This window comes from Janibacter sp. RAF52 (genome assembly GCF_052114035.1).
Taxonomy (GTDB): domain Bacteria; phylum Actinomycetota; class Actinomycetes; order Actinomycetales; family Dermatophilaceae; genus Janibacter; species Janibacter hoylei.
This window is the reverse complement of sequence record NZ_JBFRDY010000017.1, coordinates 1-22,552: the sequence shown is the minus strand read 5'-3', so window position 1 is coordinate 22,552 and position 22,552 is coordinate 1. Positions and strand designations below refer to the sequence as shown.

The 22,552-nt window shown below is 71.2% G+C and carries 24 protein-coding genes and 1 rRNA gene; 12 read left to right on the top strand and 13 right to left on the bottom strand.

Translation table 11 applies throughout. The features are described from left to right. Window positions 1–230 precede the first annotated feature (230 nt). The 4 genes from AB4Y78_RS15365 (at window position 231) to AB4Y78_RS15350 (ending at window position 3,959) form a co-directional block, all read left to right on the top strand. Window positions 231–830, top strand: a complete 600-nt coding sequence (locus AB4Y78_RS15365; protein WP_387356385.1) for a hypothetical protein — start codon at window positions 231–233, stop codon at window positions 828–830. Window positions 831–1,740: 910 nt separating this feature from the next. Beyond that, window positions 1,741–2,781 (top strand): WXG100 family type VII secretion target, encoded by a 1,041-nt coding sequence (locus tag AB4Y78_RS15360; RefSeq protein WP_441715593.1) that lies wholly within the window; start codon window positions 1,741–1,743, stop codon window positions 2,779–2,781. Window positions 2,782–2,865: 84 nt separating this feature from the next. Further along, complete coding sequence (locus AB4Y78_RS15355) at window positions 2,866–3,243, top strand: Tox-REase-5 domain-containing protein (protein WP_441715595.1); 378 nt, start codon at window positions 2,866–2,868, stop codon at window positions 3,241–3,243. Between the two features lie 173 nt (window positions 3,244–3,416). Next, window positions 3,417–3,959: a hypothetical protein gene (locus AB4Y78_RS15350; RefSeq protein ID WP_441715597.1), complete on the top strand. Its 543-nt coding sequence runs from the start codon at window positions 3,417–3,419 to the stop codon at window positions 3,957–3,959. 141 nt (window positions 3,960–4,100) lie between these two features. On the opposite strand, the gene AB4Y78_RS15345 is transcribed toward AB4Y78_RS15350, so the two are convergent. The 6 genes from AB4Y78_RS15345 to AB4Y78_RS15320 all read right to left on the bottom strand — a co-directional run bounded on the left by AB4Y78_RS15345 (window position 4,101) and on the right by AB4Y78_RS15320 (window position 8,608). Further along, the gene (locus AB4Y78_RS15345) at window positions 4,101–4,199 is read right to left on the bottom strand and encodes a DUF4244 domain-containing protein (RefSeq protein ID WP_441715599.1); all 99 of its coding nucleotides are present in this window, start codon (window positions 4,197–4,199) and stop codon (window positions 4,101–4,103) included. 267 nt (window positions 4,200–4,466) lie between these two features. Then, window positions 4,467–5,018, bottom strand: a complete 552-nt coding sequence (locus AB4Y78_RS15340; protein ID WP_007925710.1) for a type II secretion system F family protein — start codon at window positions 5,016–5,018, stop codon at window positions 4,467–4,469. Then, a complete protein-coding gene (locus AB4Y78_RS15335) occupies window positions 5,015–5,704 on the bottom strand; it encodes a type II secretion system F family protein (RefSeq protein ID WP_051987873.1) in 690 nt (229 codons plus the stop codon). The genes AB4Y78_RS15340 and AB4Y78_RS15335 overlap by 4 nt, the downstream gene beginning before the upstream one ends. Then, on the bottom strand, window positions 5,701–6,735 hold the full coding sequence (locus AB4Y78_RS15330; protein WP_083853639.1) for a TadA family conjugal transfer-associated ATPase: 1,035 nt from the start codon (window positions 6,733–6,735) through the stop codon (window positions 5,701–5,703). Before AB4Y78_RS15330 ends, AB4Y78_RS15335 begins: the two co-directional genes overlap by 4 nt. Beyond that, window positions 6,732–7,445 carry a hypothetical protein gene (locus AB4Y78_RS15325; protein WP_128277358.1) on the bottom strand — a complete coding sequence of 238 codons (714 nt, stop codon included), beginning with the start codon at window positions 7,443–7,445 and terminating at the stop codon, window positions 6,732–6,734. The genes AB4Y78_RS15330 and AB4Y78_RS15325 overlap by 4 nt, the downstream gene beginning before the upstream one ends. 308 nt (window positions 7,446–7,753) lie before the next feature. Then, window positions 7,754–8,608: a Fic family protein gene (locus AB4Y78_RS15320; RefSeq protein WP_128277359.1), complete on the bottom strand. Its 855-nt coding sequence runs from the start codon at window positions 8,606–8,608 to the stop codon at window positions 7,754–7,756. A gap of 32 nt (window positions 8,609–8,640) precedes the next feature. On the opposite strand from AB4Y78_RS15320, the gene AB4Y78_RS15315 reads away from it, so the two are divergent. From AB4Y78_RS15315 to AB4Y78_RS15290, 6 genes are all read left to right on the top strand, one after another. Continuing rightward, window positions 8,641–9,840, top strand: coding sequence for a sensor histidine kinase (locus AB4Y78_RS15315; protein WP_441715603.1), 1,200 nt, complete (start codon window positions 8,641–8,643; stop codon window positions 9,838–9,840). A gap of 10 nt (window positions 9,841–9,850) precedes the next feature. Beyond that, a complete protein-coding gene (locus tag AB4Y78_RS15310) occupies window positions 9,851–10,612 on the top strand; it encodes a LytR/AlgR family response regulator transcription factor (protein ID WP_128277360.1) in 762 nt (253 codons plus the stop codon). Then, window positions 10,609–10,980: a hypothetical protein gene (locus AB4Y78_RS15305; RefSeq protein ID WP_282070877.1), complete on the top strand. Its 372-nt coding sequence runs from the start codon at window positions 10,609–10,611 to the stop codon at window positions 10,978–10,980. Before AB4Y78_RS15310 ends, AB4Y78_RS15305 begins: the two co-directional genes overlap by 4 nt. Continuing rightward, window positions 10,977–12,500, top strand: a complete 1,524-nt coding sequence (locus AB4Y78_RS15300) for a sodium/solute symporter (protein ID WP_441715606.1) — start codon at window positions 10,977–10,979, stop codon at window positions 12,498–12,500. Before AB4Y78_RS15305 ends, AB4Y78_RS15300 begins: the two co-directional genes overlap by 4 nt. 170 nt (window positions 12,501–12,670) lie before the next feature. Beyond that, window positions 12,671–13,018: a DUF485 domain-containing protein gene (locus AB4Y78_RS15295; RefSeq protein WP_007926731.1), complete on the top strand. Its 348-nt coding sequence runs from the start codon at window positions 12,671–12,673 to the stop codon at window positions 13,016–13,018. Further along, window positions 13,015–14,625, top strand: coding sequence for a solute symporter family protein (locus tag AB4Y78_RS15290; protein ID WP_007926729.1), 1,611 nt, complete (start codon window positions 13,015–13,017; stop codon window positions 14,623–14,625). The genes AB4Y78_RS15295 and AB4Y78_RS15290 overlap by 4 nt, the downstream gene beginning before the upstream one ends. Before the next feature lie 67 nt (window positions 14,626–14,692). On the opposite strand, the gene bioB is transcribed toward AB4Y78_RS15290, so the two are convergent. Genes bioB through AB4Y78_RS15270 form a run of 4 tightly spaced genes read right to left on the bottom strand, consistent with a single transcriptional unit; the run spans window position 14,693 to window position 17,661 of the window. Further along, a complete protein-coding gene (gene bioB / locus AB4Y78_RS15285; protein ID WP_007926727.1) occupies window positions 14,693–15,754 on the bottom strand; it encodes a biotin synthase BioB in 1,062 nt (353 codons plus the stop codon). 10 nt (window positions 15,755–15,764) lie between these two features. Then, window positions 15,765–16,376 carry an energy-coupling factor transporter transmembrane component T gene (locus tag AB4Y78_RS15280; protein WP_282071196.1) on the bottom strand — a complete coding sequence of 204 codons (612 nt, stop codon included), beginning with the start codon at window positions 16,374–16,376 and terminating at the stop codon, window positions 15,765–15,767. Next, entirely contained in the window at window positions 16,376–17,077 is a 702-nt protein-coding gene (locus tag AB4Y78_RS15275; protein ID WP_007926718.1) for an energy-coupling factor ABC transporter ATP-binding protein, read from the bottom strand. The genes AB4Y78_RS15280 and AB4Y78_RS15275 overlap by 1 nt, the downstream gene beginning before the upstream one ends. Then, window positions 17,077–17,661 (bottom strand): biotin transporter BioY, encoded by a 585-nt coding sequence (locus tag AB4Y78_RS15270; RefSeq protein WP_282070871.1) that lies wholly within the window; start codon window positions 17,659–17,661, stop codon window positions 17,077–17,079. Before AB4Y78_RS15270 ends, AB4Y78_RS15275 begins: the two co-directional genes overlap by 1 nt. Window positions 17,662–17,783: 122 nt before the next feature. Here AB4Y78_RS15270 and AB4Y78_RS15265 point away from each other — a divergent pair, with 122 nt between their 5' ends. After that, entirely contained in the window at window positions 17,784–18,371 is a 588-nt protein-coding gene (locus AB4Y78_RS15265; RefSeq protein ID WP_282070869.1) for a TetR/AcrR family transcriptional regulator C-terminal domain-containing protein, read from the top strand. 9 nt (window positions 18,372–18,380) lie between these two features. On the opposite strand, the gene AB4Y78_RS15260 is transcribed toward AB4Y78_RS15265, so the two are convergent. Together AB4Y78_RS15260 and AB4Y78_RS15255 are read right to left on the bottom strand one after the other, a co-directional pair. Next, a complete protein-coding gene (locus tag AB4Y78_RS15260) occupies window positions 18,381–19,085 on the bottom strand; it encodes a hypothetical protein (RefSeq protein ID WP_441715611.1) in 705 nt (234 codons plus the stop codon). 68 nt (window positions 19,086–19,153) lie between these two features. Beyond that, window positions 19,154–20,074 (bottom strand): phenylalanine 4-monooxygenase, encoded by a 921-nt coding sequence (locus AB4Y78_RS15255; RefSeq protein WP_282070867.1) that lies wholly within the window; start codon window positions 20,072–20,074, stop codon window positions 19,154–19,156. A 270-nt stretch (window positions 20,075–20,344) separates the two neighbouring features. Between AB4Y78_RS15255 and acs the strand changes: the two genes are divergently transcribed. Beyond that, the gene (gene acs / locus AB4Y78_RS15250; protein ID WP_441715613.1) at window positions 20,345–22,276 is read left to right on the top strand and encodes an acetate--CoA ligase; all 1,932 of its coding nucleotides are present in this window, start codon (window positions 20,345–20,347) and stop codon (window positions 22,274–22,276) included. 180 nt (window positions 22,277–22,456) lie between these two features. Here acs and rrf read toward each other — a convergent pair. Further along, a 5S ribosomal RNA gene (gene rrf / locus AB4Y78_RS15245) occupies window positions 22,457–22,552 on the bottom strand; the annotation flags it as partial.

Here is a 22,552-nt window from a genome sequence, read left to right as displayed (position 1 = left end):
TTCAACTGCTGACCCGGCTCACGGTTGCGAGCGACCCGCACGACATCGTCACGAAACTCTTTGGGGTAGGGCTTGGGCACGGTGTCCATCCTTCCAGCAGCGTCCCTCGACGCCACAGATCAGATGTCACCTATCCGTGCAGCAGTCCCGTCCGTTGTTCCAACCCCTGTGCGAGTAGACGCCGGCGCGAGTGTGAAACGTAGTGCCGGGGCATGTCACCGCCCTTGGGTATGGAGGAGCAGATGGTGTATTCGCGACGGGCGATGAGCGCGGCAGCGGCCGTGGTCACTTGTGGAGTGCTCCTGGCGGGCTGTGGTTCCGAGGGCGAAGATGAGCGGACGTCGACGTCGGACACTACCTCGCAGCCTGCCTACGACGACGCGTACGCGCTTGGCGAAGTCAAGAAGATCGACCAGCGATTTCGGCAGCTCAACCCGAACGATCTCATCGGCAAGGACGTCCCGTGGGTCACCGACCGGTACCGCAGGACGTACAACGAGCAGATCCAGGAGTGGAAGGGCCTCGGCGTTGTCCAGAAGGGGAAGGCCAGCACCACGTCCCTTCACCTTGCAGAGTCGAAACCGGATGCACCTGGCGGTTGGGATCTGAGCGTGTATGTGTGCACAGAGTCAACGCTCAGGGCGTACATCGACGGCGAGGACGTCTCGGTGGACCCGCTCGACCCGGACAAGCCTCTTCCCAAGGGAACGAGAAAGGGCGTGACGCTCGACGGCTACACCACGCCAGACCGTGGACGCACATGGCAGCTCAACAGCTCCCAGGTTCTCGAGGAGGAGGCCGCGAGGGAAGCACCATGCGCAAAGTCGTGACTTCGGTTGCTGGGGCGCTCGTCGTGCTAGCCGGACCATCGGCGGCGGACGCTGCAACCAACGAATGTGTCGGGGGTGCAGATGTGAACAAGTCCAAGGGCTTGTTGCGCATCAAGACCGAAGTCGCGTGTCCTGAAGGCAGGAAGCGCCCTGGGGCCGGTCAGGTCGATAGGCCGACAGGCGGCGTTCCCGACAGCAGCTCTCAGCCTGTGGCGCAGTTGACGCCGGATCAGATGCGCGAGATCGAGCGGCGTGAGGCGTTGCGGTCGGCGTGTGCTCGTGCGGGCGTGGGTCGTGGCCCCAATGGCGATGACTTGTCGCCCATCTGTGGCGGGTCGGGTCTGGCTCAAGGGGGCGCGGGGGCCGTACCTGCGGACACCGCCGATGAATCAGCGCCCACCGTGACGGTGGCCGAGGTGCGCGAGAGCGCGATCGGCCAGCTGCAGTTCGGGGGCCCCCAGATCGGCGCGTCGCCGTGCGTCACGGCCGGGAGTGCTGATGCGTGCACGGGGACCGTGGGGGTACCGGTGTGGCTGTGGGTCGGCGACGGCAGCGGGGCCCTGCCTTCGGACTCGGCGTAAGCGACTGCCGGCCCGTACTCGATCACCGCGACGGCGAAGGTGTCGAAGGTGAAGTGGTCGTTGGGTGACGGGCAGAGCACGATCTGCCAGGGCACCGGCACCGCCTACGACCCGGACGTGCACGGCTGATCGAGTCCGCACTGCGGGTTCGAGAGCGGGTGGAAACAGCCCGGCACGTACACGCTCACCGCCTCGTATGTCTGGGACATCACCTGGAGCGGGGACCAGGAGGGCAGCGCGACGCAGACGATGTCCACGACCCGGCAGGTCACCGTGGGCGAGCTGCAGAGCGTCGTGACGACGCCGGGCTGAGCCGGGGTGTCAGGGGGATGAGCACGGGGGTCACGCACGGCGCGGACACCGATCGTCTGCGCGTGATCGCAGCCGACCTGTCAGAGTCGGCGCGCGCGGTGATGCAGGTCCAGCACTCGGGAACCCAGTCGATGGGGACCCTGGTCGAGTCGTGGGCCGGGCCCGACACGCAGGCGTACGCGGACGACTGGCAGTCAGTCCTGCCGGCCTTGACCAGTGCCGTGGAACGATTGACCGCCCTCGCCCGGCTACTCGTCGAGCAGGCCGACGAACAGGACATCGGCTCGGGTCGTGCAGGAGGGTCCGAGCGAGGTGGACTCGGCTCGCCACTGGGGCGGCGTCCCGACGGGACCGGGCTGGACCCGAGGCAGGCACTGGCAGGCCTGAGCCTTCCCGGCTTGCCCTCGGGCTCCACCCTGCGCGATTGGCGGGACCGGGGGATCAAGATGGGGATCCGCAATGCGGTCCCGACGATGCCTGGCCTCGGGCCGCTGCTGGAGATCTCGTACGAGAGGTGGCAGCAGACGGAGCTGACCTGGTTCGAGGGACTGTTCGTGCCGTGGCTCTGGCCGCAGAAGTGGCGAAACACGTACTTCGATGTCGTCGATGACGGCACCGACTGGGCCAACGACGTGTACAAGGACCACGTCAGGGACTTGCCGGGTTTCCGGGACGCGCGCTGGGCGGCACACAAGGCCGGTGATGTTGTCGAGCTGATCGACCCGTACGTCACTCGTTACGGCCCGCTGGGGTCAGGCTTTGGCTGGGGGATGTTCAAGGACACCGTCAACGAGACCACGGAGATCCTTGACGACTCCAAGGGGTGGTGGGACCAGGCCTCGGGCCTGGACCAGTTGGGCGTGGCTGCCTCGGTGGTCCCCGCGGCAGGCTGGGCGGGCAAGGGCGTGGTCATGACGACCAAGCGCCTCCTCAAGGGCGTGGTCAACGATTCCGACCTGCTGCGGAAGCTGGCCGACGACCGTGGCTCCATCCCGGTGGATTTCGGCTTCGGCAAGGACAATCCGAGGCCGGGCGACTACCCGGACTGGGTCGTCTAGTCCAAGAAGCCTCCGTCCGCCCACCCGCTGCCGGAGGACTTCGAGCCCGGCTGGGCAGCGACGAAGCCCGGCGGCGAACGCGGGATGGACTACCAAGAACAGGTCACCGGGGTCGAGCGGCTACCGGACGGGCGCGTGCCGGAGTACATCGTGCGGGACCCGGCGACCGGCCGCCCCGTCGCGTTCGATGGCCATCTGGACGCGAGCGGCTCCACGCCGGAGAAGTTCGAGGACGCCAAGGACGGCTACAGGTCCCTGGTCAGTGATCCGGGCACGCCATGGGCGCGAGGGATGAAGGCCACCCTCTTGGACGAGGCTGAGCGGCAGACCCGCACGGTTCCCGATGGGGCAGTCCTCGAGTGGAAGGTCTCTGACCCCGACTCCGCCGACGCGATCCGTGAAATCCTCGACGACAGGGGTTACACCAGCATCGATGTCGTGTACGAGCCGAAGGAAAGGTGAGTGGTGTGGAGCCACGTTTGATCGACGCGACCAAGGCCAACTTGTTGACCTTCTGGGACGCTCGACCCGAGGACGCTGAAACTGTGGCACGCAGGACTGCTGCCACGATCCAGCGTCTGGGTCCGCTGTTCCCGGTTGACGGGTGGCGATACCCGAACGGCCGCGTGTGGGGGATGTGGCCGGCCGTCCTGCCCGAGCAGACGGCATGGGTCACCTCGCAGATGTTCACCTCCCAGGACGGGACCCCCGAGCCGATCAGCGGGTACTCCCTCTCCCTCAGCCAGGAGGTGAACGGGGTGTCCGTCGACGTGGGGATCCGAGCCGGGTCGAGCATCCGCGGTGGGCGGATGCCAGCCAACCGAGCAGTAGTGACCATCGAGAAGGGGACGCCGGGGCCCATCGACAGTGCCGTTGTCGATCCGATCGTCGAGGGCGTGGTCGATGCGTGGGAGCCGCTGGCCGGCAACTTCCGCGATCGCGCAGTCCTGCGCCTCGCGCGCCCGAGCACCTCCTGGCAGGTGCCGATCGGCCACCGCATCTGGCTGCACCAGGACATCGCCACCATCGACCAGGTCGCCGCCGGCATCACGATCACCCACCGAGAGACCGGGACCGTCCTGGCAGCCCCCGACGACTGGCCGGCACACCAGGTCGTCGACGCGATGCGCGAGACACTCACTTTGAACGACGTCGACAGCGTCCCGCACGAGACCTGAGCAGCGCCCGCTTCTTGCCCCGGTACACCGACGTGGACAGCCGTGATGCCCACCTGACCTACGCCGTCGACGTCCGGACCAGAGCACTCACCGCTGATTTGCCGGCCACTCGGCAAGCTCACGACCGCGGGATATGTTCACTCACGGAGCCAAGGTGCCCACGGCGTACTCGGCGGTCGTCATGCCGGCCTCGCAGGCCAACCGGGCCCGGTGGCTCCACCGGACGATGGACTTCGTCATGGGACGCTCCTCCCCTTCGGCAGCACCCGATGTGCCGCGGTGAGGTCCACCCTTCGCCCGCACCTCCCCTCGCGACCGCTACTCACGCGATCTGTGCACGACCCCACCCGGCACCCGCCACCTGTGGATCCCCGATGGTCCGCTCGCAGCCGTCGACCGCTCGATCTCGGAAGGAGGCAGCCAGCGTGGTGCACGGCGATCAGCGAGGCACCGCCGGCCGTCTGGCTGCGGTGATCGTCAGGACCCCGCTCATGGGTCACCCACTCCTCAGGACAGCTGGGTCCCCACGAGCACGGCGACCGTGGGCACCACGGCCGTCGCGATGAAGGCCGGCAGGAAGCACAGGCCGAGGGGCAGCACGAGCATGACCGCCGCCCGACCTCCCGCTTCCTCGAGACGTCTCGCCTCGGTCTCACGCAGGTTGCTCGCGGCGTCGAGGAGCACGGTCGCCGACGGAGCTCCGACGGCGTCCGCGACGACGAAGGCCGTCGCCGTCGGCCCCCACACCCCACGGGCGTAGGTCCACGCCTGGCTCATGGATCGCCCCCAGCGCAGGGCGGCGGCCACCCGGCGCAGGTCCTCCGCCGCGCCGGCCGCGGACACCCCGGCCACCTCGTCGAGGGACTGCACGAGCCCACGACCGGACTGCAGGGCGAGTGCGAGCAGGACGCTCGCGTCCGCAACCTCGTCCACCGTGACCGAGGAGGCCGGCGCCTCCCCCACGGGCTCCGCGTCACGGCGCCACCACCGCAGATGAGCGCTGCGGCCGGGCCAGGCAAGGACCGCCACGACGACGAGGAAGGCGACGGTCGGGCTCACGTGTGCTCCCGGGGCGCGACAGCACGGGCGAGCACCCGCCGGCAGACGAGCCAGCCGAGCGCCGTGAGCACGAGGCCGAGCACAGCGCAGGCCATCGTCACCGCGCTGTGCCCGTACACCTCCCACGGCGTCAGGCCGAAGGCGAACCCCGCCAGCAGCCCCACCAGTGGCAGCAGCGTGAGCATCCGCATCGTCGCTCGGGCACCCGCCGTCGAGGCCTCCAGACGTCGCCGGGCCTGCACCCTGGCCCGCAGCACCTGCGCACTCGTCGCCATCGACGGGGCGAGCGCGACACCCAGGTCCTCGCTGAGCGACCACGCACCGGCGAGCGGCGCCAACTCCTCGCGCTCGCTCGCGTGCCGACGCCACACCGCCCCCGCGACGCCACCAGTTGCCAGCTCGTCGCGCACCTCCTCGAGCACCCGGCGCCACGGTCGGGGCGCCTGGGCGGCGACGACCCGCAGGGCCGACACCGGCGCCGCGCCCGAGCGCAGGGCCATCGCGAGCAGATCGGCCACCCCGGCGAGCGACTCGAGGTCCTCGACCCGACCGGTCGACACGTGACGACCCCGCCACCACCTGCGCGGTGTGGCGAGGGCGCTGCCAGGGCCCATGTCGACGCCGGCGGCTCGGCCGGGCCAGACGAGGGCCGCTGCGAGGACGAGGCCCACGACTGCGAGCGTCATGACCGCACCGGCAATGGACCGATGGAGTCGACGACCCGTCGGCCGCCGACACGACGGAGGTGGACGACGACCTCGAGCGCGCTGGCCACCTGCGCGCGCACCGCATCACGACTCATCCCGGCGAGCGCTCCCAGCGCCTCGAGCCGGCTCGGCACGTCCTCGGCGCGATTGGCGTGGAGGGTGCCGCAGCCCCCTTCGTGGCCCGTGTTGAGGGCGAGCAGGAGGTCCCTCACCTCTGCCCCGCGGACCTCTCCCACGACGAGGCGGTCCGGGCGCATCCGCAGGGCCTGCCGCACGAGGTCGACCATCGTCACCTCGCCGGCCCCCTCGGTGTTGGCCGACCGGGCCTGCAGGCGCACGACGTGTGGGTGGCCGACGTCGATCTCGCCGACGTCCTCGACGACGACGAGCCGCTCGGCCGCCGGCACCTCGGCGAGCAGGGCCGCGAGCAGGGTCGTCTTGCCCGTGCCCGTGCCGCCCGTGACGACATAGGCCTGCCGGTCGTGGACGATCTCGCGCAACCGTGCGGCCTGGCCGGCGCTGGCCATGCCGAGCGTGACGAGCGCATCGAGTCCTCCGCCTCGGTGACGCGGGATCCGCAGGCTCAGGTGGGCGCCACCGGCCACGAGCGGGGGCAGCACGGCGTGCAGCCGGATCCCCCGCGGGAGCAACCCGTCGACCCAGGGTTGGGCATCGTCCAGGCGACGACCTGCCACCGCGGAGAGGCGCGTCGCGAGCCGACGCACCGCCTCGGGCCCGTCGAGCTCCACCCCGGCGGCCACCACCCCGGCACCGCGGTCGACCCACACCGACCCATCGCCGTTGACAAGCACGTCCGTCACGGCCTCGTCCTCGACGAGGGGCTCGAGCGTCCCGAGCCCCATGAGGTCGGCTCGCAGCTGACCCGAGCGTCGCAGCGCCCCTGCGCTGCCCAGGCGGACCGCCTCGGTGCGGGCCACCTCCTCGATCACGGCGTCGTCCGGCGCGCGACCGGCCCGCACCTGCGCGTCGATCGCGCTCGACCACGTCATGACGCCAGCCCCAGGACCTGCTCCGACAGCGGCTGCCGAGCCTCCGGCAGCGCTGCCGCCAGGGCGCGCGCGACCTCGCCCACCGGGCCCTTGGGCCGTGGCGCCCGCCCATGGGCCTCGTCGCGCACCACGCCCGGGTCGTCGCAGAGGTGGTCGAGCAGGGTCAGCCCCAGGTGGTCGGCCGCACGCTCGGCGACCCGGCCGGCGCGGCGTGGCCCCCGGGTGACGAGCAGGGTCTGCTCCGGCAGACTGCCCTGCCCGGCGAGCGCCTCACCGTCACGCAGCCACCGCGGGCGCAGCCCCACCAGCACCACCGCGACGTCTGCCATCTCCGACCACACCCGTGGGAGCCGCCCCGAGCACGGCAGGTCGACGACGACGGGACCGATCGCCGCCAGCCCCGTGACGACATCACGCACGACCTCGGCCGACGGCCGCTGCCCGCGGGCCGCCAGCACGGGGACCGGCCCCCGCGGCAGTGCCTCGCGCAGCCGAGCCGCGTCGACCCGCCCGTCGTGGTCGGCGAGGTCACCCCACCGCAGCCCCTCGAGGTGCTCGGCCGCCACCGTCGCGTCCACTCCCCCGCCGCCGAAGGCGCCGTCCACCAGCGTGGGTGAGGCCTCCCGGGCGAGGACGGTGGCGGCGGTCGCGGCGAAGGTCGAGACGCCCAGACCACCCGAGGCTGCGGTGATGACGACGACGGGGTGCATGCCTCGACCGTGCCCGCTACCCGCAGCTCACGGGACGATCGCGGCGCACCTGTGGACGAGCACCGGCCCCGGCGCTGGCCTGTGGACGACGAGACGGCACGGGCCCGGCAGGGCCTCGGCAGGGCTGGGGACGCGCCCCGGGAAAAGGGGACGACCCCGGCGGGGGAGCGCCGGGGCCGTCAACGCGCGGACTCCGGGGGGGAGGGAGCCGTGCGTTGGCCGCTCAACCCGAAGGGAGCGGCTGATCAGCAACTCTAATACGCATCGGCTCGAATGCAATTCGGACCGGTGGGTAACCTCCGGCGCCCTCAGCCGAGTCGTCCCGAGCGCACCGAGTCGGCCACCCGCCAGCCCTCCTCGGCGCCCGCGACGAGCGAGTCCCCGCAGTGCGTGAGCCACAGGCTGACCCCCGGCGCGCCACCGTGGACGTACCCGTTGAGCGACCCGAGGTAGGCGGGCCCCCCTTCGTGCCCGTGACCCGCCTCGGGGACGGCCACACCGGTGGGGTCCAGCCCGGTCGCCGCGATGAGCGCGCGCTCCACCGCGCGTGCCACGAGGCCGTTGCCGACGACGAAGGGCCGGGTCGCCGCGATCTCCGCGTGGACGATCGAGGCGACGACGAGCGCCGGCGCGGCGCTCGCCGACCGCATGAGCTCGATGATCCCGTCGAGACGCTGCCGCAGCTCGGCACCCGTCGGGGCCGGCCCGAGGTCGGCGAACTCCTCGCACCCCTCCCCCTCGACCCGCGGACGCCCCAGCTGGTCACGGTCCTCCACGAGCTCGGCCGCGGCGGCCGTGTGCAGCCGGGCGAGCGCCTGGCCCGGGGCACGGGTCACGAGGTCACGCAGGTGCTCGCTCTCGGCCGTCGCCGCGATGGCGCCGTGGATGACGCGCTCGGCAGGGTCCGGGTCCGGGGTGCGCTCCCGCGCCCCCATCATCAGCTCGCGCACGATCGACGCCGTCGAGCGCGCCCCGTCGAGCTCGGCGCTCGCCCACGCGCCCCGCACGCGCGACTCCGCCGATGCCTCGGGGATCCGTCGCCGCAGCGCCTCGTGCCACCGGAGGTTGGTGCACACCTCGCGGGCCCGGTCCGAGGCCTGCGCGACCTCGGGGATCTCGGCGAGCTGGGTCAGGGCGGTGACGAGGGGGCTGGAGTCAGGCACCCGCACAGCGTAGGCCGCACTAGGGTGCGGCCATGGACGCCGGCCTGCACCTGCCCACCGTGGCGGTGGTCACCGGCGCCTTCCTCGCGGTGTGGCTCGTCATCGGCCTCGCCCGCTGGCGACGCGCCCGCCCGGGCTTCATCTCGGTCACCGACCAGGCCACCTACGAGACCCTGCACACCGCCTCCGAAGCCGCTCGCCACCTCGCCGACGGCTTCACCGACGATGGCTGCGAGCGCGCCGCGCCCTACCTTCGCGCCATGCTCGCCACCCCGGGGCTGGCGGTGTGCGACACCTCGAGCGTCCTCGTGTGGGAGGGCGAAGGGAGGCACCACCTGCCGAGCGTGGTCGACCAGGCCGCACCGGTCCTCTCGTCCGGCCAGACCGTGGTCCTCGGCCCCGACGTCGTCACGTGCACGCAGACCGACTGCCCCGTGCGGGCGGCGGTCATCGCTCCGGTGACCGCGGATGGTCGGGTCATCGGGGCCGTCGCCGGCTACGGCCAGGCCGTCTCCGCGGGTCTGGCCCGCGCTGCGGAGGAGGTCGCCGCCTGGGTCGCCACGCAGGTCGAGCTCGCCGACCTCTCCTTCGAGCGCACCCGCGCGATGGAGGCCGAGCTGCGCGCCCTGCGCGCCCAGATCTCCCCGCACTTCATCTACAACTCCCTCGCCGCGATCGCCTCCTTCGTGCGCACCGACCCGGCACGGGCCCGCGAGCTGCTGCTCGAGTTCGCCGACTTCACCCGTTACGCACTGCGGCGCGGCGGCGCCTTCACGACGGTGCGGGAGGAGCTGCGCAATGTCGAGCGCTACCTCGTGCTCGAGCAGGCCCGCTTCGGCGACCGGCTCGGCATCACCCTGAAGATCGCCCCGGAGGTGCTGCCGGTCCGCGTCCCCTACCTCGCGATCCAACCCCTCGTCGAAAACGCGGTGCGCCACGGCCTGGCACCCAAGGAGGGTCCGGGGCACGTCACCCTCAGCGCGACCGACCACGGCACCGAGGCCGAGATCACCATCGACGACGACGGCGTCGGCGCCGAGCCGGAGTCGATCCGCAAGGTGCTCGACGGCCAGTCGCGCGCCGACTCCGTGGGCCTCGGCAACGTGGACGCCCGGCTCCGTCAGGTCTACGGCGATGAGTTCGGCCTCGTCGTCGACACGGCGCCGGGCGCCGGGATGAGGGTTTCCTTCCGGGTACCCAAGTACTCCCCTGCACTCGAAGAACCGGCCTAGTCTGGTGGCCATGCCACCTCCGCCCCAGCCCGACGGGCTCGTCGTGCTCGTGGTCGACGACGAGGCACCGGCACGCAACGAGGTCGCCTGGCTCCTCGACCGGGACGAGCGGGTCGCCCGCGTGCTCACGGCCGCGAGCGGGACCGCTGCCCTGGCCGCCCTCGAGCGTGAGCACGTCGACGTCGTCTTCAGCGACATCTCGATGCCCGGGCTCGACGGCATGCAGCTGGCCCGCGTCATCCGGCGCTTCACCGAGCGCCCACAGGTCGTCTTCGTCACCGCCCACGACGAGCACGCGGTCGACGCCTTCGACCTCGACGCCGTCGACTACCTCATGAAGCCCGTGCGCCCCGAGCGCATCGGCGAGGCCGTGCGTCGCTGCCTCACCGCCGCCAAGCGCGAGGCCCACCCGTCACCGCCCGAGGACGCGGAGACCATCCCGGTCGAGCTCGGCGGGGTCACCCGCTTCATCCCCCGCAGCGACATCCGCTGGGTCCAGGCCCAGGGTGACTACGCGCGGCTGCACACCCCCACCGGCTCTCACCTCGTGCGCATCCCGCTCGCCACCCTCGAGGAGCAATGGGCCGCGGCAGGATTTGTCCGCATCCACCGCTCGACCCTCGTCTCGACGCGACACATCAGCGAGATCCACCAGGACGGTGGGCGCTGCAGCGTCGTCGTCGACGGCACCGAGCTGCAGGTCAGCCGCCGGCACACCCGACACCTGCGCGGCACCCTCCTCCGGCCCCGCCAGGGCTCGGACGAGGGGTGAGCACCCCTCCCCAGCGGGTCCGGGTCACGCGGACCCGCCGCCCCAGCCGCCGCGAACGTCCCCGGACGGTCCGCGACGAGATCGCCGGCAACTCCTCGCTCGGGGCGGCCTACGTCACCTCGCTCATGCGCGCCCAGCTCCAGCTCTCCCTCTCGACCATCGCCTTCGGTGCGGTGACGCTCGGAGCGCTGCCCCTCGTCTTCGCCCTCATCCCAGCGGCCCGACGCTGGACCGCCTTCGGGCTGCCCCTGCCGTGGGTGGTGCTCGGCGTGCTCGTCTACCCGGGCGTCGTCCTCACCGCTCGGTGGTACACCCGCGCCAGCGAGCGGCTCGAGGCCGACTTCGGCGACGTCGTGGGGCGCCGGTGACCGAGCCCCTGAGCGTCCTGGCGATCGCGATCGTCTGCCTGACGACGCTGACGCTCGGTGCGCTCGGGCTGCGACTGGCCAAGGGCACGAGCGACTTCTACGTCGCCGGCCGCACCGTCACCCCCTGGCGCAATGCGAGTGCCATCGGCGGCGAGTACCTCTCGGCGGCCAGCTACCTTGGCGTCGCCGGGCTCGTCTACGACCAGGGCATCGACATGCTGTGGATGCCGATCGGCTACACCATCGGCTACCTCGTGCTGCTCATCCTCGTCGCCGCACCCCTGCGGCGATCCGGCGCCTACACCCTCCCCGACTTCGCCGAGGCCCGTCTGGAGTCCCGGGCCCTGCGCCGCGGGTGCGCCCTCCTCGTCGTCGGCATCGGCTGGCTCTACCTGCTCCCCCAGATGCAGGGTGCCGGCCTGGCGCTGCGCCACGTGAGCGGGCTGCCCACCTGGGTCGGCGCGACGGTCCTCACCGTCATCGTCGTGCTCAACGTCGCAGCCGGCGGCATGCGCTCGGTGACGCTCGTGCAGTCCGTGCAGTACTGGATCAAGCTCACGGCGATCGCCGTCCCCGCCTTCGTCCTGCTGCTCGTCTGGCACCGCTCCGGCTCACCCACACCGCAGGCCCCCGCGTCCTGGTGGGAGCCGCTCACCTCCGACGAACCCACGCCCCGCACCCTCTTCACGACCTACAGCACCCTCGCCGCGCTCTGCCTCGGCACGATGGGCCTGCCGCACATCGCCGTGCGCTTCTACACCAACCCGGACGGGGTCGCGGCGCGCCGTACGACCGTCTCCGTCCTCGCCCTGCTGAGCATCTTCTACGTCTTCCCGCCGGTCTACGGGTACCTCGGCCGGGCCTACCTCGACCCCGTCGACACCGCCGGCGACCCCAGCCGCACCGTCGTCCTCGCCCTGCCCGGCGCCATGCTCTCCGGGCTCGACGGTCAGCTCCTCACGGCACTCGTGGCCGCCGGGGCCTTCGCCGCCTTCCTCGCCACCGCTTCGGGTGTCGCGATGTCCGTCGCCGGCGCCATCGACCAGGACGTGCTGCGGCCGCTCACCGCCCGCCTCACCCAGGGTGACGCCACCCCGTCCTCCTCCTTCCGGCTCGCCGCCATGGTCGGGGTGCTCGCCCCCTTCGTCGCAGCCGTCACGGCCGAGCCGATCGGCATCTCCTCCGCGGTGGGGCACGCCTTCGCCATCGCCGCCGCCACCTTTGCGCCCCTGCTGATCCTCGGCGTCTGGTGGACCCGCCTCACCGCGAAGGGAGCGGCCGCGGGCGTCCTCGTCGGCGGCACCACGACGAGCCTCGCGGCGATCGTCTCCGTCCTCGCCCTCGCGCCCGAGGGATGGCCGGGTGCGCTCGTCGCCGCACCGACGGCCTGGGCGACGCCGCTCGCCGTCGTCGTCGCGATCGTCGTCTCGCTGCTCACGCCGGGCTCCCGCCCGCGACGCTGGGCCCGCACGATGACCCGCCTGCACACCCCGGAGGACGTCCTCGCCGAGGCCCGCTGACCGCTCGTCGCGCGCTCCCGCCCGCTCGTCGCACCGGAACGGCCCGCACGGCGACGGCTGCTCCCGCCGGTCGAGCCACCCCGCGTCACCGCCCCCGCCGCGAGGTGGCCCGCGTCACTCTGGTGCGGTCCGGCCGTCGACGTCCGGGCCCCCACTACCGGAGGTGAGCCATGAGCAACGACGCTCAACCGCTCGGCGAGCGCTACATCGCCGTCCAGGAGTCCACGGAGTTCGGCGACCTACGCCGCACCTTCCGCGGGTTCGTCTTCCCCGTCACCGCCTTCTTCCTGGCGTGGTACTTCCTCTACGTCCTGCTCTCGATGTTCGCCCCCGGGTTCATGGGGACCAAGGTGCTCGGCAACATCAACATCGGCCTGCTCCTCGGGCTCGGGCAGTTCGTCACGACCTTCGCCATCACGATCATCTACATCCGCTGGGCCGGGCGGGTCTTCGACCCCGCCGCCGAGGCCCTCGCCGCACAGGTCGGCGCCGACGAAACCCCGGAGGTGGACGGATGATCACCCTCGTCCCCGCAGCGACCCAGACGGGGTCGCCGACGCTCAACATCTCGATCTTCGTCGTCTTCGTCGTCGTGACGCTGGCGATCGTCGTCAAGGTCGCCGCCGGCAACAAGACGGCGAGCCAGATGTACACCGGTGGCGCGGCCTTCTCCGGGCGGCAAAACGGGCTGGCCATCGCCGGTGACTACCTGTCCGCGGCGAGCTTCCTCGGCATCGCCGGCGCCATCGCCCTCCAGGGCTACGACGGCTTCCTCTACTCGATCGGCTTCCTCGTCGCCTGGCTCGTCGCGCTGCTGCTCGTCGCCGAGCTCTTCCGCAACACCGGCCGCTTCACGCTCGCCGACGTGCTCTCCTACCGACTGCAGCAGCGGCCGATGCGCATCGCGACGGCGACCTCGGTCCTCGCGGTCTCCTTCTTCTACCTGCTGGCGCAGATGGCCGGCGCCGGTGGCCTCGTCTCGCTGCTCCTGGGCGTCGACGGCGCCTTCGCGCAAAACGTCGTCATCGCGATCGTCGGCATCGTCATGGTCGCCTACGTGATGATCGGCGGCATGAAGGGCACCACCTGGGTGCAGATGATCAAGGCGGTGCTCCTCATCGCCGCGACCGCGATCATGACCGTGTGGGTCCTCGGGATGTTCGGCATGAACTTCTCGGCGCTCATGCAGGAGGCCGTCGACAAGAACCCCGCGGCGGGTGAAAAGCTGCTCGAGCCGGGGCTGAAGTACGGCGTCAACCTCACGTCGAAGATCGACTTCATCTCGCTCTCGCTCGCCCTCGTGCTCGGCACCGCCGGCCTGCCCCACGTGCTGCAGCGCTTCTACACCGTCCCGACGAGCAAGCAGGCCCGCAAGTCCGTCGAGTGGGCCATCTGGCTCATCGGTGGCTTCTACCTGCTGACCCTCGTCATCGGCTACGGCGCCGGCGCCCTCGTCGGCCCGGAGACGATCAACGCCGCACCGGGCAAGGCCAACGCGGCGGCCCCGCTGCTCGCCTTCGAGCTCGGTGGGTCGTGGCTGCTCGGCATCGTCTCGGGCATCGCCTTCGCGACGATCCTCGCGGTGGTGGCGGGTCTGACGATCACGGCCAGCGCGAGCTTCGCCCACGACCTCTACAACCAGGTCTTCAAGCAGGGCAAGGCCTCGCAGGAGGAAGAGGTCAGGGTCTCGCGGTACGCGGCGATCGGCACGGGCGTCGTGGCGATCCTCGGTGGCATGCTCGCCAAGGACCAGAACATCGCCTTCCTCGTGGCGCTGGCCTTCGCCGTCGCGGCGAGCGCCAACCTGCCGACCATCCTCTACAGCCTCTTCTGGAAGCGCTTCAACACGCGGGGTGCGCTGTGGTCGATGTACGGCGGCCTCGGCTCGGCGCTGATCCTCATCGCCCTGTCGCCGGTCGTGTCGGGCTCGGAGACCGCCATGCTCAAGAGCGCCGACTTCGACATCTTCCCGCTGGCCAACCCCGGTCTGGTCTCCATCCCGCTTGGCTTCTTCCTCGGGTGGCTCGGCTCGGTGACGAGCAAGGAGTTCAACCGCGCGAAGTACGCCGAGATGGAGGTGCGCAGCCTCACCGGTCACGGCGTCGCCGAGGTCATCGACCACTGACCGACCACCAGCACCACCCCACGGGCGAAGGGGGGAGAGCCACGGCTCTCCCCCCTTCGTCATGTCCTCAGGCGTTGGCCGGGACGTTCGTGCCGGCCCCGCGGCGCCGGATGGCCGGCACGGTCGCGGTCGCCCCGTCGCCGGTCGGCTCGTCGGCACCCAGGACCGTGAACCCGTGGTCCGCGATGAGCGCGAGGTCCTCCTCCGCCGCCTGTCCCTCGGCGGTGAGGTAGTCGCCGAGGAAGATCGAGTTGGCCACCTGCAGCGCCAGCCCCTGCACGCCGCGCAGGTGCATCTCGCGGCCCGCCGCGATCCGCAGCTCGGCGGCCGGCGCGAGCAGTCGCGCGGCGGCGAGGATGCGCAGGCAGCGCAGCGGGGTCAGCTCCCACGTCTGCTGCTTGGGCGTCCCGTCGAAGGGGATGAGGAAGTTGACCGGGATGGAGTCGGACCCCATCTCCCGCAGGGCGACCAGTGCCTCGACGAGCTGTTCGTCGCTCTCCCCGAGGCCGGCGATGAGGCCGCTGCACGCCGACAGCCCGGCTCCTTGGGCCATGGCGACGGTACGCACCCGGTCCTCGTAGGTGTGCGTCGTGACGATGGAGTCGTGGTGCGACTGCGCGGTGTTGATGTTGTGGTTGTAGGCATCGACACCGGCCTCGCGCAGGCGCTCGGCCTGACCGTCGCGCAACAGCCCGAGGCAGGCACAGACCTCGACCTCGGGGTGCTCCTCCTTGATCGCGCCGACCATCCCCACGACCCGCTCCACGTCACGGTCGGTGGGGCCGCGACCGCTGGCGACCATGCACACACGCGACGCGCCTCCCCGCACCCCGGCCCGGGCCTGGTCGAGCGCCTGGTCCTCCTTGAGCCAGGTGTAGCGCAGGATCTCGCTGGTCGACCCGAGCGCCTGGGAGCAGTAGCCGCAGTCCTCAGGGCACAGCCCGGACTTGAGGTTGACGAGGTAGTTGACCTTGACGGTCATCCCGTAGTGGGCCCGCCGCAGCCGGGCCACTGCGGCGACGGCGTCGAGCACGTCCTCGTCCGGAGCGCGCAGCACCGTCAGTGCCTCCTGCGGCGTCGCCTCGGAGCCGGCGAGGACCCGCGCGACGATCTCGTCGTAGGTGGTCATGGTCTTCCCTTCATCCGTGTCTTCCGGTCTGGTCATCGCCCACACTTCGGGCGTGGAGCGCCTCCCCCCGCAACCGCGCGTCACGCACGACCCGCACGACGAAGGGGGTCAAGGTCGCCCTGGGGTCGCGCTCCAGCCCGCGTGCCCGCGCCGCGTCCCGCGTCTGCCCGGCCGCCTCGGCGGTGGCCGGCACGGCCCTCAGCACGAGCGAGATCGCCAGGGCGACGCGGTCGGGGCGCACGCCGAATCGGCGGAGCGGGCGCAGGGCCCGCTCGACGGTGTCGAGCATGTCGTCGACCCGGGTCGTCGCCGTGACGAGGTGTGCGAGCAGGACGAGTGCCACGAGGTCACCGACGGTCTCGGCGGCGCGGGGCCAGCCCGCCTGCCAGGTGAGCCAGGCACCGAGGGCGAGCGTCACGAGGACGAGTCCGCGCAGGGTGGTCGCAAGCACCCTCACGGTGGTGCCCGCAACGACGAGGAGGGTGAGCGCAGCACCCAGCGCGAGTGCTGCCCACAGCCAGCCGCCAGCGATGGCCAGCCCGAAACCCACGGCGGCGAGCAGGGTGAGCTTGGCACCCGCCGGGGCCCGGTGGACGAGCGAGGTCCCGGGACGGTGCACCATCAGGAGCACGCGGCCACCCGGGCGCGGTAGTGGTGGACGACGTCGGCCGCGGGTCCGTCGGCCACGACCCGGCCGCCGTCGACGAGGAGTGCCCGGTCGCACCGACCGGCGAGCTCGAGGTCGTGGGTGACGAGCAGGACCTGCTGCGGCAGCCCCATGAGCAGGTCCCCGACGCGCCGGGAGGCCGCCAGGTCGAGCAGCGTCGTCGGCTCGTCGGCGACGAGGACGTCCGGGCCGGTGGCCAGGACGCTCGCCAGGGCGAGCAGCTGGGCCTGCCCACCGGAGAGGGCGTGGACACTGCGGTCGGCCAGACCCGCCAGGCCGTGCTGCTCGAGCACCTCACCCACGGCGGCGTCGCGTGCGCGTCGGTCGGGTCGCGTGGCGCGCAGCGACAGGGCCACGTCCTCGGCGACCGTCGGCATGACGAGCTGTGCGTGCGGGTCGGTGAAGGTGAAGGCCACCCGGCGCCGCACCTCGCGGCCGCGACGTGCCACGTCGACGCCGTCGACGTGCACGGCCCCTGTCGAGGCAGTGACCAGCCCGTTGACGAGACGGGCCAGGGTCGACTTGCCGGCACCGTTGGGGCCGATGAACGCCACGCGGGACTCGCTGACGAGCAGGCTCGTCTCGTCGAGCACGAGCAGGTCGCCGGTCGCCGTGGGCCGGCGGACGGTGACGTGGTCGAGCTGGATGCGGGCCATCAGGCGCGGCGACGCAGCAGGTCGGGGAAGGCGCGGTGCACCGCGGCCGCGACGAGCACGGTGGCCGCGAGCTTGACCAGGTCACCGATCCAGAAGGCGCCGTCGACGGTGGCTGCGGCCTGCCACCCGAGCCCCGCCCGCAGGTGCAGGCCGACGATGCCGGCGGCGTGGACGACCAGGAGCGCGAGCAGCCCTCCTGCGGTGAGCACCCACACCGTGCCGCGACCGGCGCGCCGGACCGCGACGGTGGCGACGGCCCCGATGATCGCCGCCCCGACGACGAACCCGAGGATGTATCCCCCGGTCGGGCCGACGAGGACCGGCAGCCCGGCCTTGCCGTTGGCGAAGACGGGCAGCCCGATCGTCCCGACGAGGATCCACAGGAGGACGGCGAGCGCACCGCGTCGGGCCCCGAGGATCGCGCCGGCGAGGAGGACCCCGAAGGTCTGCAGCGTGATCGGTGCGAAGACCGAGAGGTTGACCGCGGGTAGGACGGAGCAGACCGCGATCAGTGCGGCGAGGGAGGAGACGAGGGCCAGGTCGGTGCTCGCCGTGGCGGCCCGGGCGGCCGGTGCTGTGGTCATGCTGCCGATTCCCCTCATGTGCATGAACGCCGTTCATCCAAGTGAACGGCGTTCAGGTTAGGGCCCTCGATCACGTGTGGTCAACTGGACCCCCGATCTCGACCCGCTCGAAGGGAGCGCCCGTGCCGCCGACGCGACGGACCCACCAGCGGCCGCTCTCCCACGAGCGGATCGTGACCACCGCCCTCGGCCTGCTCTCCCGGGTCGGCCTGCCCGACCTGACGATGCGCGCGCTCGGCGCCGAGCTCGGCGTGCAGCAGAGCGCGCTCTACCACCACGTCGCCAACAAGCAGACCCTGCTCGGGGACGTGGCCGACGCCATCCTCGCGCGCCGCCCCACCCGCGACGCCACCGACCTCGAGCTCCCCTGGCAGGAGGTCGTGCGTCAGCGCTGCCGGGACCTGCACGCGGCCGTCACCGCCTACCCGGACGGCGCTGACATCGTCATGAGCATGTGGGCCTTCGGCATGGGCGGCCGGGCGCCCTTCGACGAGCTGCGCGAGATCCTCGGCGCGACCGGCCTCGACGCGCGCGGGGCGAAGACGGCGGCGCGCACCCTGCTGCACTTCGTCTACGGGCACGCCTACGACGAGCAGTCCCACGCGCAGGCGGCACGGTCGGGCATCGCCCCCGACGCTCGGCCCGAGAGCGACTTCGACACCGGCCTGGACATCATCCTGACCGGTGTCGAGTCGCTCGTCGTGCGGTGAGTGCGGGGCTCACTTCTTCCAGACGACCGCCCCGTCGTCGGCGTAGTCGCCCTCGTAGGGCGAGTACTGCGCACCGCTGACCTCCTGGCCGGAGGAGACCATCGCCACCTGGCAGGTGGTCTCGGTGTCGCCCGGGCCGAAGTCCTTAGGGATCGAGTTGCTGTCGCACTTCTTGAAGGGAGAGGTGCCGATGATCACGAGGGTGGAGGCCTTGCGGCCGTCGGCGAGGATCGGGTCGACGTCGTCGAGGATGTCGCCGCCGAGCTCCGTCGAGCTGTCGGTACCGGTCATCGTGTACTGGACGTAGACGGGCGTGTAGCCCTTGTACTTGTCGGCGTCCTTGAGGTCTGCGAGGTCTGCCGAGGAGCCCTCGGTGATCTCGGTGACCGTCACGGTGATCATCGCGCCGTCGTCCCCCTGGGGGATGGTGGCGGTGTCACCGAGCGCGAGCTCCGTGCCGGGCTCGGTCACGTCACCGGAGGCGGCAGCGTCGTCGGACTCGCTGTCGTCGGACTCCTCCGACTCGCTGTCCTCGGCGTCGGTGCTCGACTCATCGGTCGAGGTCTCCGACTCGGTCGCCTCGCTCGTGCTCGCCGAGCTCGAGGGACTCCCCGAGTCGGTGACGTCGTCACCGCTCTCGCCACCGCACGCCGAGAGCGCGAGGGCGGCGACGGCGAGGAGGCCGGCGGCGCCGGCACGTCGACTGGTCATCATGGTCTTCCCCTTGTCGTCGTGGTCGGGGACGCAGCGTCCCCTGTCTGCGACGAGAGTAGAGGTTGCCGTCAGCCGGCAACCATGGGGAGCAGTCCCCGCTGGGCGGCCTCCCGCCGGAGCGCGTCGGCCGCGTCGTCGTCGACCCGGGCGAAGAAGGTGCCGACGACGTCCTCGAGGTGGTTGACCGATCGCGCTGCGAAGATCACCGGCTGGTAGACGGTGATGTCGTAGTTGAGCGTGCCCATGTCGGCCAGGTCGAGGTCACGGATCTCCATGTGCTCGAACTCCTGGATCTCGCCGAAGCTCGACAGGATGCCGGCACCGTAGGCCTTGAGGTCCGGCCCGTCGTACATGACGCCGAACTCCATCGAAAACCAGAAGACGTCGGCCACGAGTTGCATGGCCTCGTCCGTCTCCAGACGGAGGGAGGCCGCCCCCGCCGCCTCGGTGATGGCCGCCAGGCGCGGGCTGGCGAGCTGGTTGGCGTGCCCGATGACCTCGTGGATGATGTCCGGCTCGGGCGTGTAGAGCGGCTCGGAGGCGTGCCGCAGGTACTGCGTGGAGTTGAAGGTGCGGCTGCCGAGGTCGGCGTAGAAGTCGCGCAACGGCACCAGGCCCGGCGCGCACACGTAGCTCCACCCGGTGATCGGCTCGAGCCGTGTGGTCACCTCGGCGAGCTGGGGGACGTGGTCGGTCGGCAGGCCGAGGGCACTCTTGGCAGCGAGGTACTCGGGGTGGGCCAGCCGCTCGTGCAGCGGCGCCAGCTCCCGGCTCACCCGGCTCCACACCCCGTGCTCCTGCTCGGTGTACTCGATCGTGGGCACCGGCTCCGCCCCGCGGTCCCAGGTGAGCGCCGCGCCGGCGATCTCGCCGCGTCGGCGCAGGTACTCCTGGTCGCCACGCCCGGGATGGGTGTCGGCGAGGTGCACCTCGACGGTGCCGTCCTCGTGCTCGGTCACGGGTGAGTACAACTGTCCCTCGGTAAACACGTCAACCACCTCCTTGTGGTCCCACCACCGTGGCAGAGCGGGTCGATCTGCACCACGGACCGCCAGACCACTGAGCAGACTGCACAGCGTCGTGCCGGCCCCCTTCGTCCGCTGCTGTGCACTGTGCCCACGACGGACCGTTCGTCGCCCGCTCCCCCGCGTCCGCCGACTCGTCGGCGAACCCGCGTTGTGCTCCGTGACGCCGGGGTGGAGGCTGGGGGTGAACGCACACCAGCGCGACGACGCGCTGGCACTCGATGAGGAGGACATGTGACGGACTACGCCCCGAGCCCGGAGTTCGCTGCCCAGGCCAACGGCACCGCAGCCCTGTACGACGAGGCATCCGCCGACCACGAGGGCTTCTGGGCCGCGCGCGCCCGTGAGCAGCTCACGTGGAGCACGGACTTCGACACGACGCTCGACTGGAGCGAGGCTCCCTTCGCGAAGTGGTTCGTCGGCGGTGAGCTCAACGCCGCCTACAACTGCGTCGACCGCCACGTCGAGGCCGGCAACGGCGACCGGGTGGCCCTCCACGCGGTCGCCGCCGACGGTAGCGACCGCACGATCACGTACGCCGACCTCCAGCGCGAGGTGTCCAAGGCGGCCAATGCCCTCGAGTCCCTCGGGGTGGCGAAGGGCGACCGCGTCGCCATCTACATGCCGATGATCCCCGAGGCCGTCATCGCCATGCTCGCCTGCGCCCGGATCGGTGCCCCGCACTCCGTGGTCTTCGGCGGCTTCTCCGCCGACGCCCTGCGAGCACGCATCGAGGACGGCGAGGCCAAGGTCGTCGTGACGAGCGACGGGCAGTTCCGCAAGGGCAAGGCGATGCCGCTCAAGGCAGCCGTCGACCAGGCCGTGCCGGGCACGACGGCGGGCAAGGTCCTCGTCGTGCAGCGCACCGGCATCGACGTCGAGTGGGACGACGAGCGCGACGTCTGGTGGCACGACGTCGTCGACTCCGCCTCCGACCAGCACCAGGCGCAGCCGCACGACAGCGAGCACACGCTCTTCATCCTCTACACGTCCGGGACGACGGGTAAGCCCAAGGGCATCCTCCACACGACCGGCGGCTACCTCACCCAGTGCGCCTACACGAGCTCGGTGGTCCACGACCTGCACCCCGAGACGGACGTCTACTGGTGCACCGCCGACATCGGCTGGGTGACCGGGCACAGCTACATCGTCTACGGACCGCTGGCGAAGGGGTCCACCCAGGTCCTCTTCGAGGGCACCCCGGACAGCCCGCACCGAGGGATCTTCTGGGAGATCGTCGAGAAGTACAAGGTCACGATCCTCTACACGGCCCCGACGGCGATCCGCACCTTCATGAAGTGGGGCAAGGAGATCCCGGAGAAGTACGACCTCTCCTCGATCCGCCTGCTCGGGTCTGTGGGTGAGCCCATCAACCCCGAGGCCTGGCGCTGGTACCGCGACACGATCGGCGGCGGCACCGCCCCGATCGTCGACACGTGGTGGCAGACCGAGACGGGAGCGATCATGAACTCCCCACTCCCCGGAGTCACCGACCTCGAGCCCGGCAGCTCGCAGCGCCCGATCCCCGGCATCGCGGCAGAGATCCTCGACGACGAGGGGCAGCCCCTCACCGAGCCCGAGCAGGTCGGTTACCTCGTCCTCACCAAGCCGTGGCCGTCGATGTTGCGCGGCATCTGGGGCGACCCGGAGCGGTACAAGGACACCTACTGGAGCCGCTTCGGCCCGAAGTACTACTTCGCCGGTGACGGGGCGAAGTACGACGACAAGGGCAACATCTGGATCCTCGGTCGAGTCGACGACGTCATGAACGTCTCGGGCCACCGTCTGTCGACCGCCGAGATCGAGTCGGCACTCGTCTCCCACCCGAGGGTGGCCGAGGCCGCCGTCGTCGGTGCCAGCGACGAGACGACCGGTCAGGCCGTCGTCGCCTTCGTCATCCTGCGCCAGGACGGCGCCGAGGGCAGCCAGGGTGACGAGCTCGTCCAGGAGCTGCGCAACCACGTCGGCCAGCAGATCGGCCCGATCGCCAAGCCCCGCTCGATCATGGTCGTCGACGAGCTGCCCAAGACGCGCTCGGGCAAGATCATGCGGCGCCTGCTCAAGGACGTCGCCGAAAACCGCGAGATCGGTGACGTGACGACGCTGGCCGACTCCTCGGTCATGAACCTCATCAAGGAGGGCATGAGCGCTCCGCCCAAGGAGTGACCCGGACATGACGAAGGGGGCCCGCCGACGGATGTCGGCGGGCCCCCTTGTCGTCCCTGGTCCCGCGTTGGGGACTCCCCTACCACTCCCCTGATGGGGCGTGGATTGCAAACATGTGATGCCCCGTGGGATGTGCGAGAGCCCCCAACGACTCGTTGGGGGCTCTCGACTTCAATGTTTGTCCGGCTGCGTCCTACTCTCCCACACCGTTCCCAGTGCAGTACCATCGGCGCTGAAGGGCTTAGCTTCCGGGTTCGGAATGGGACCGGGCGTTTC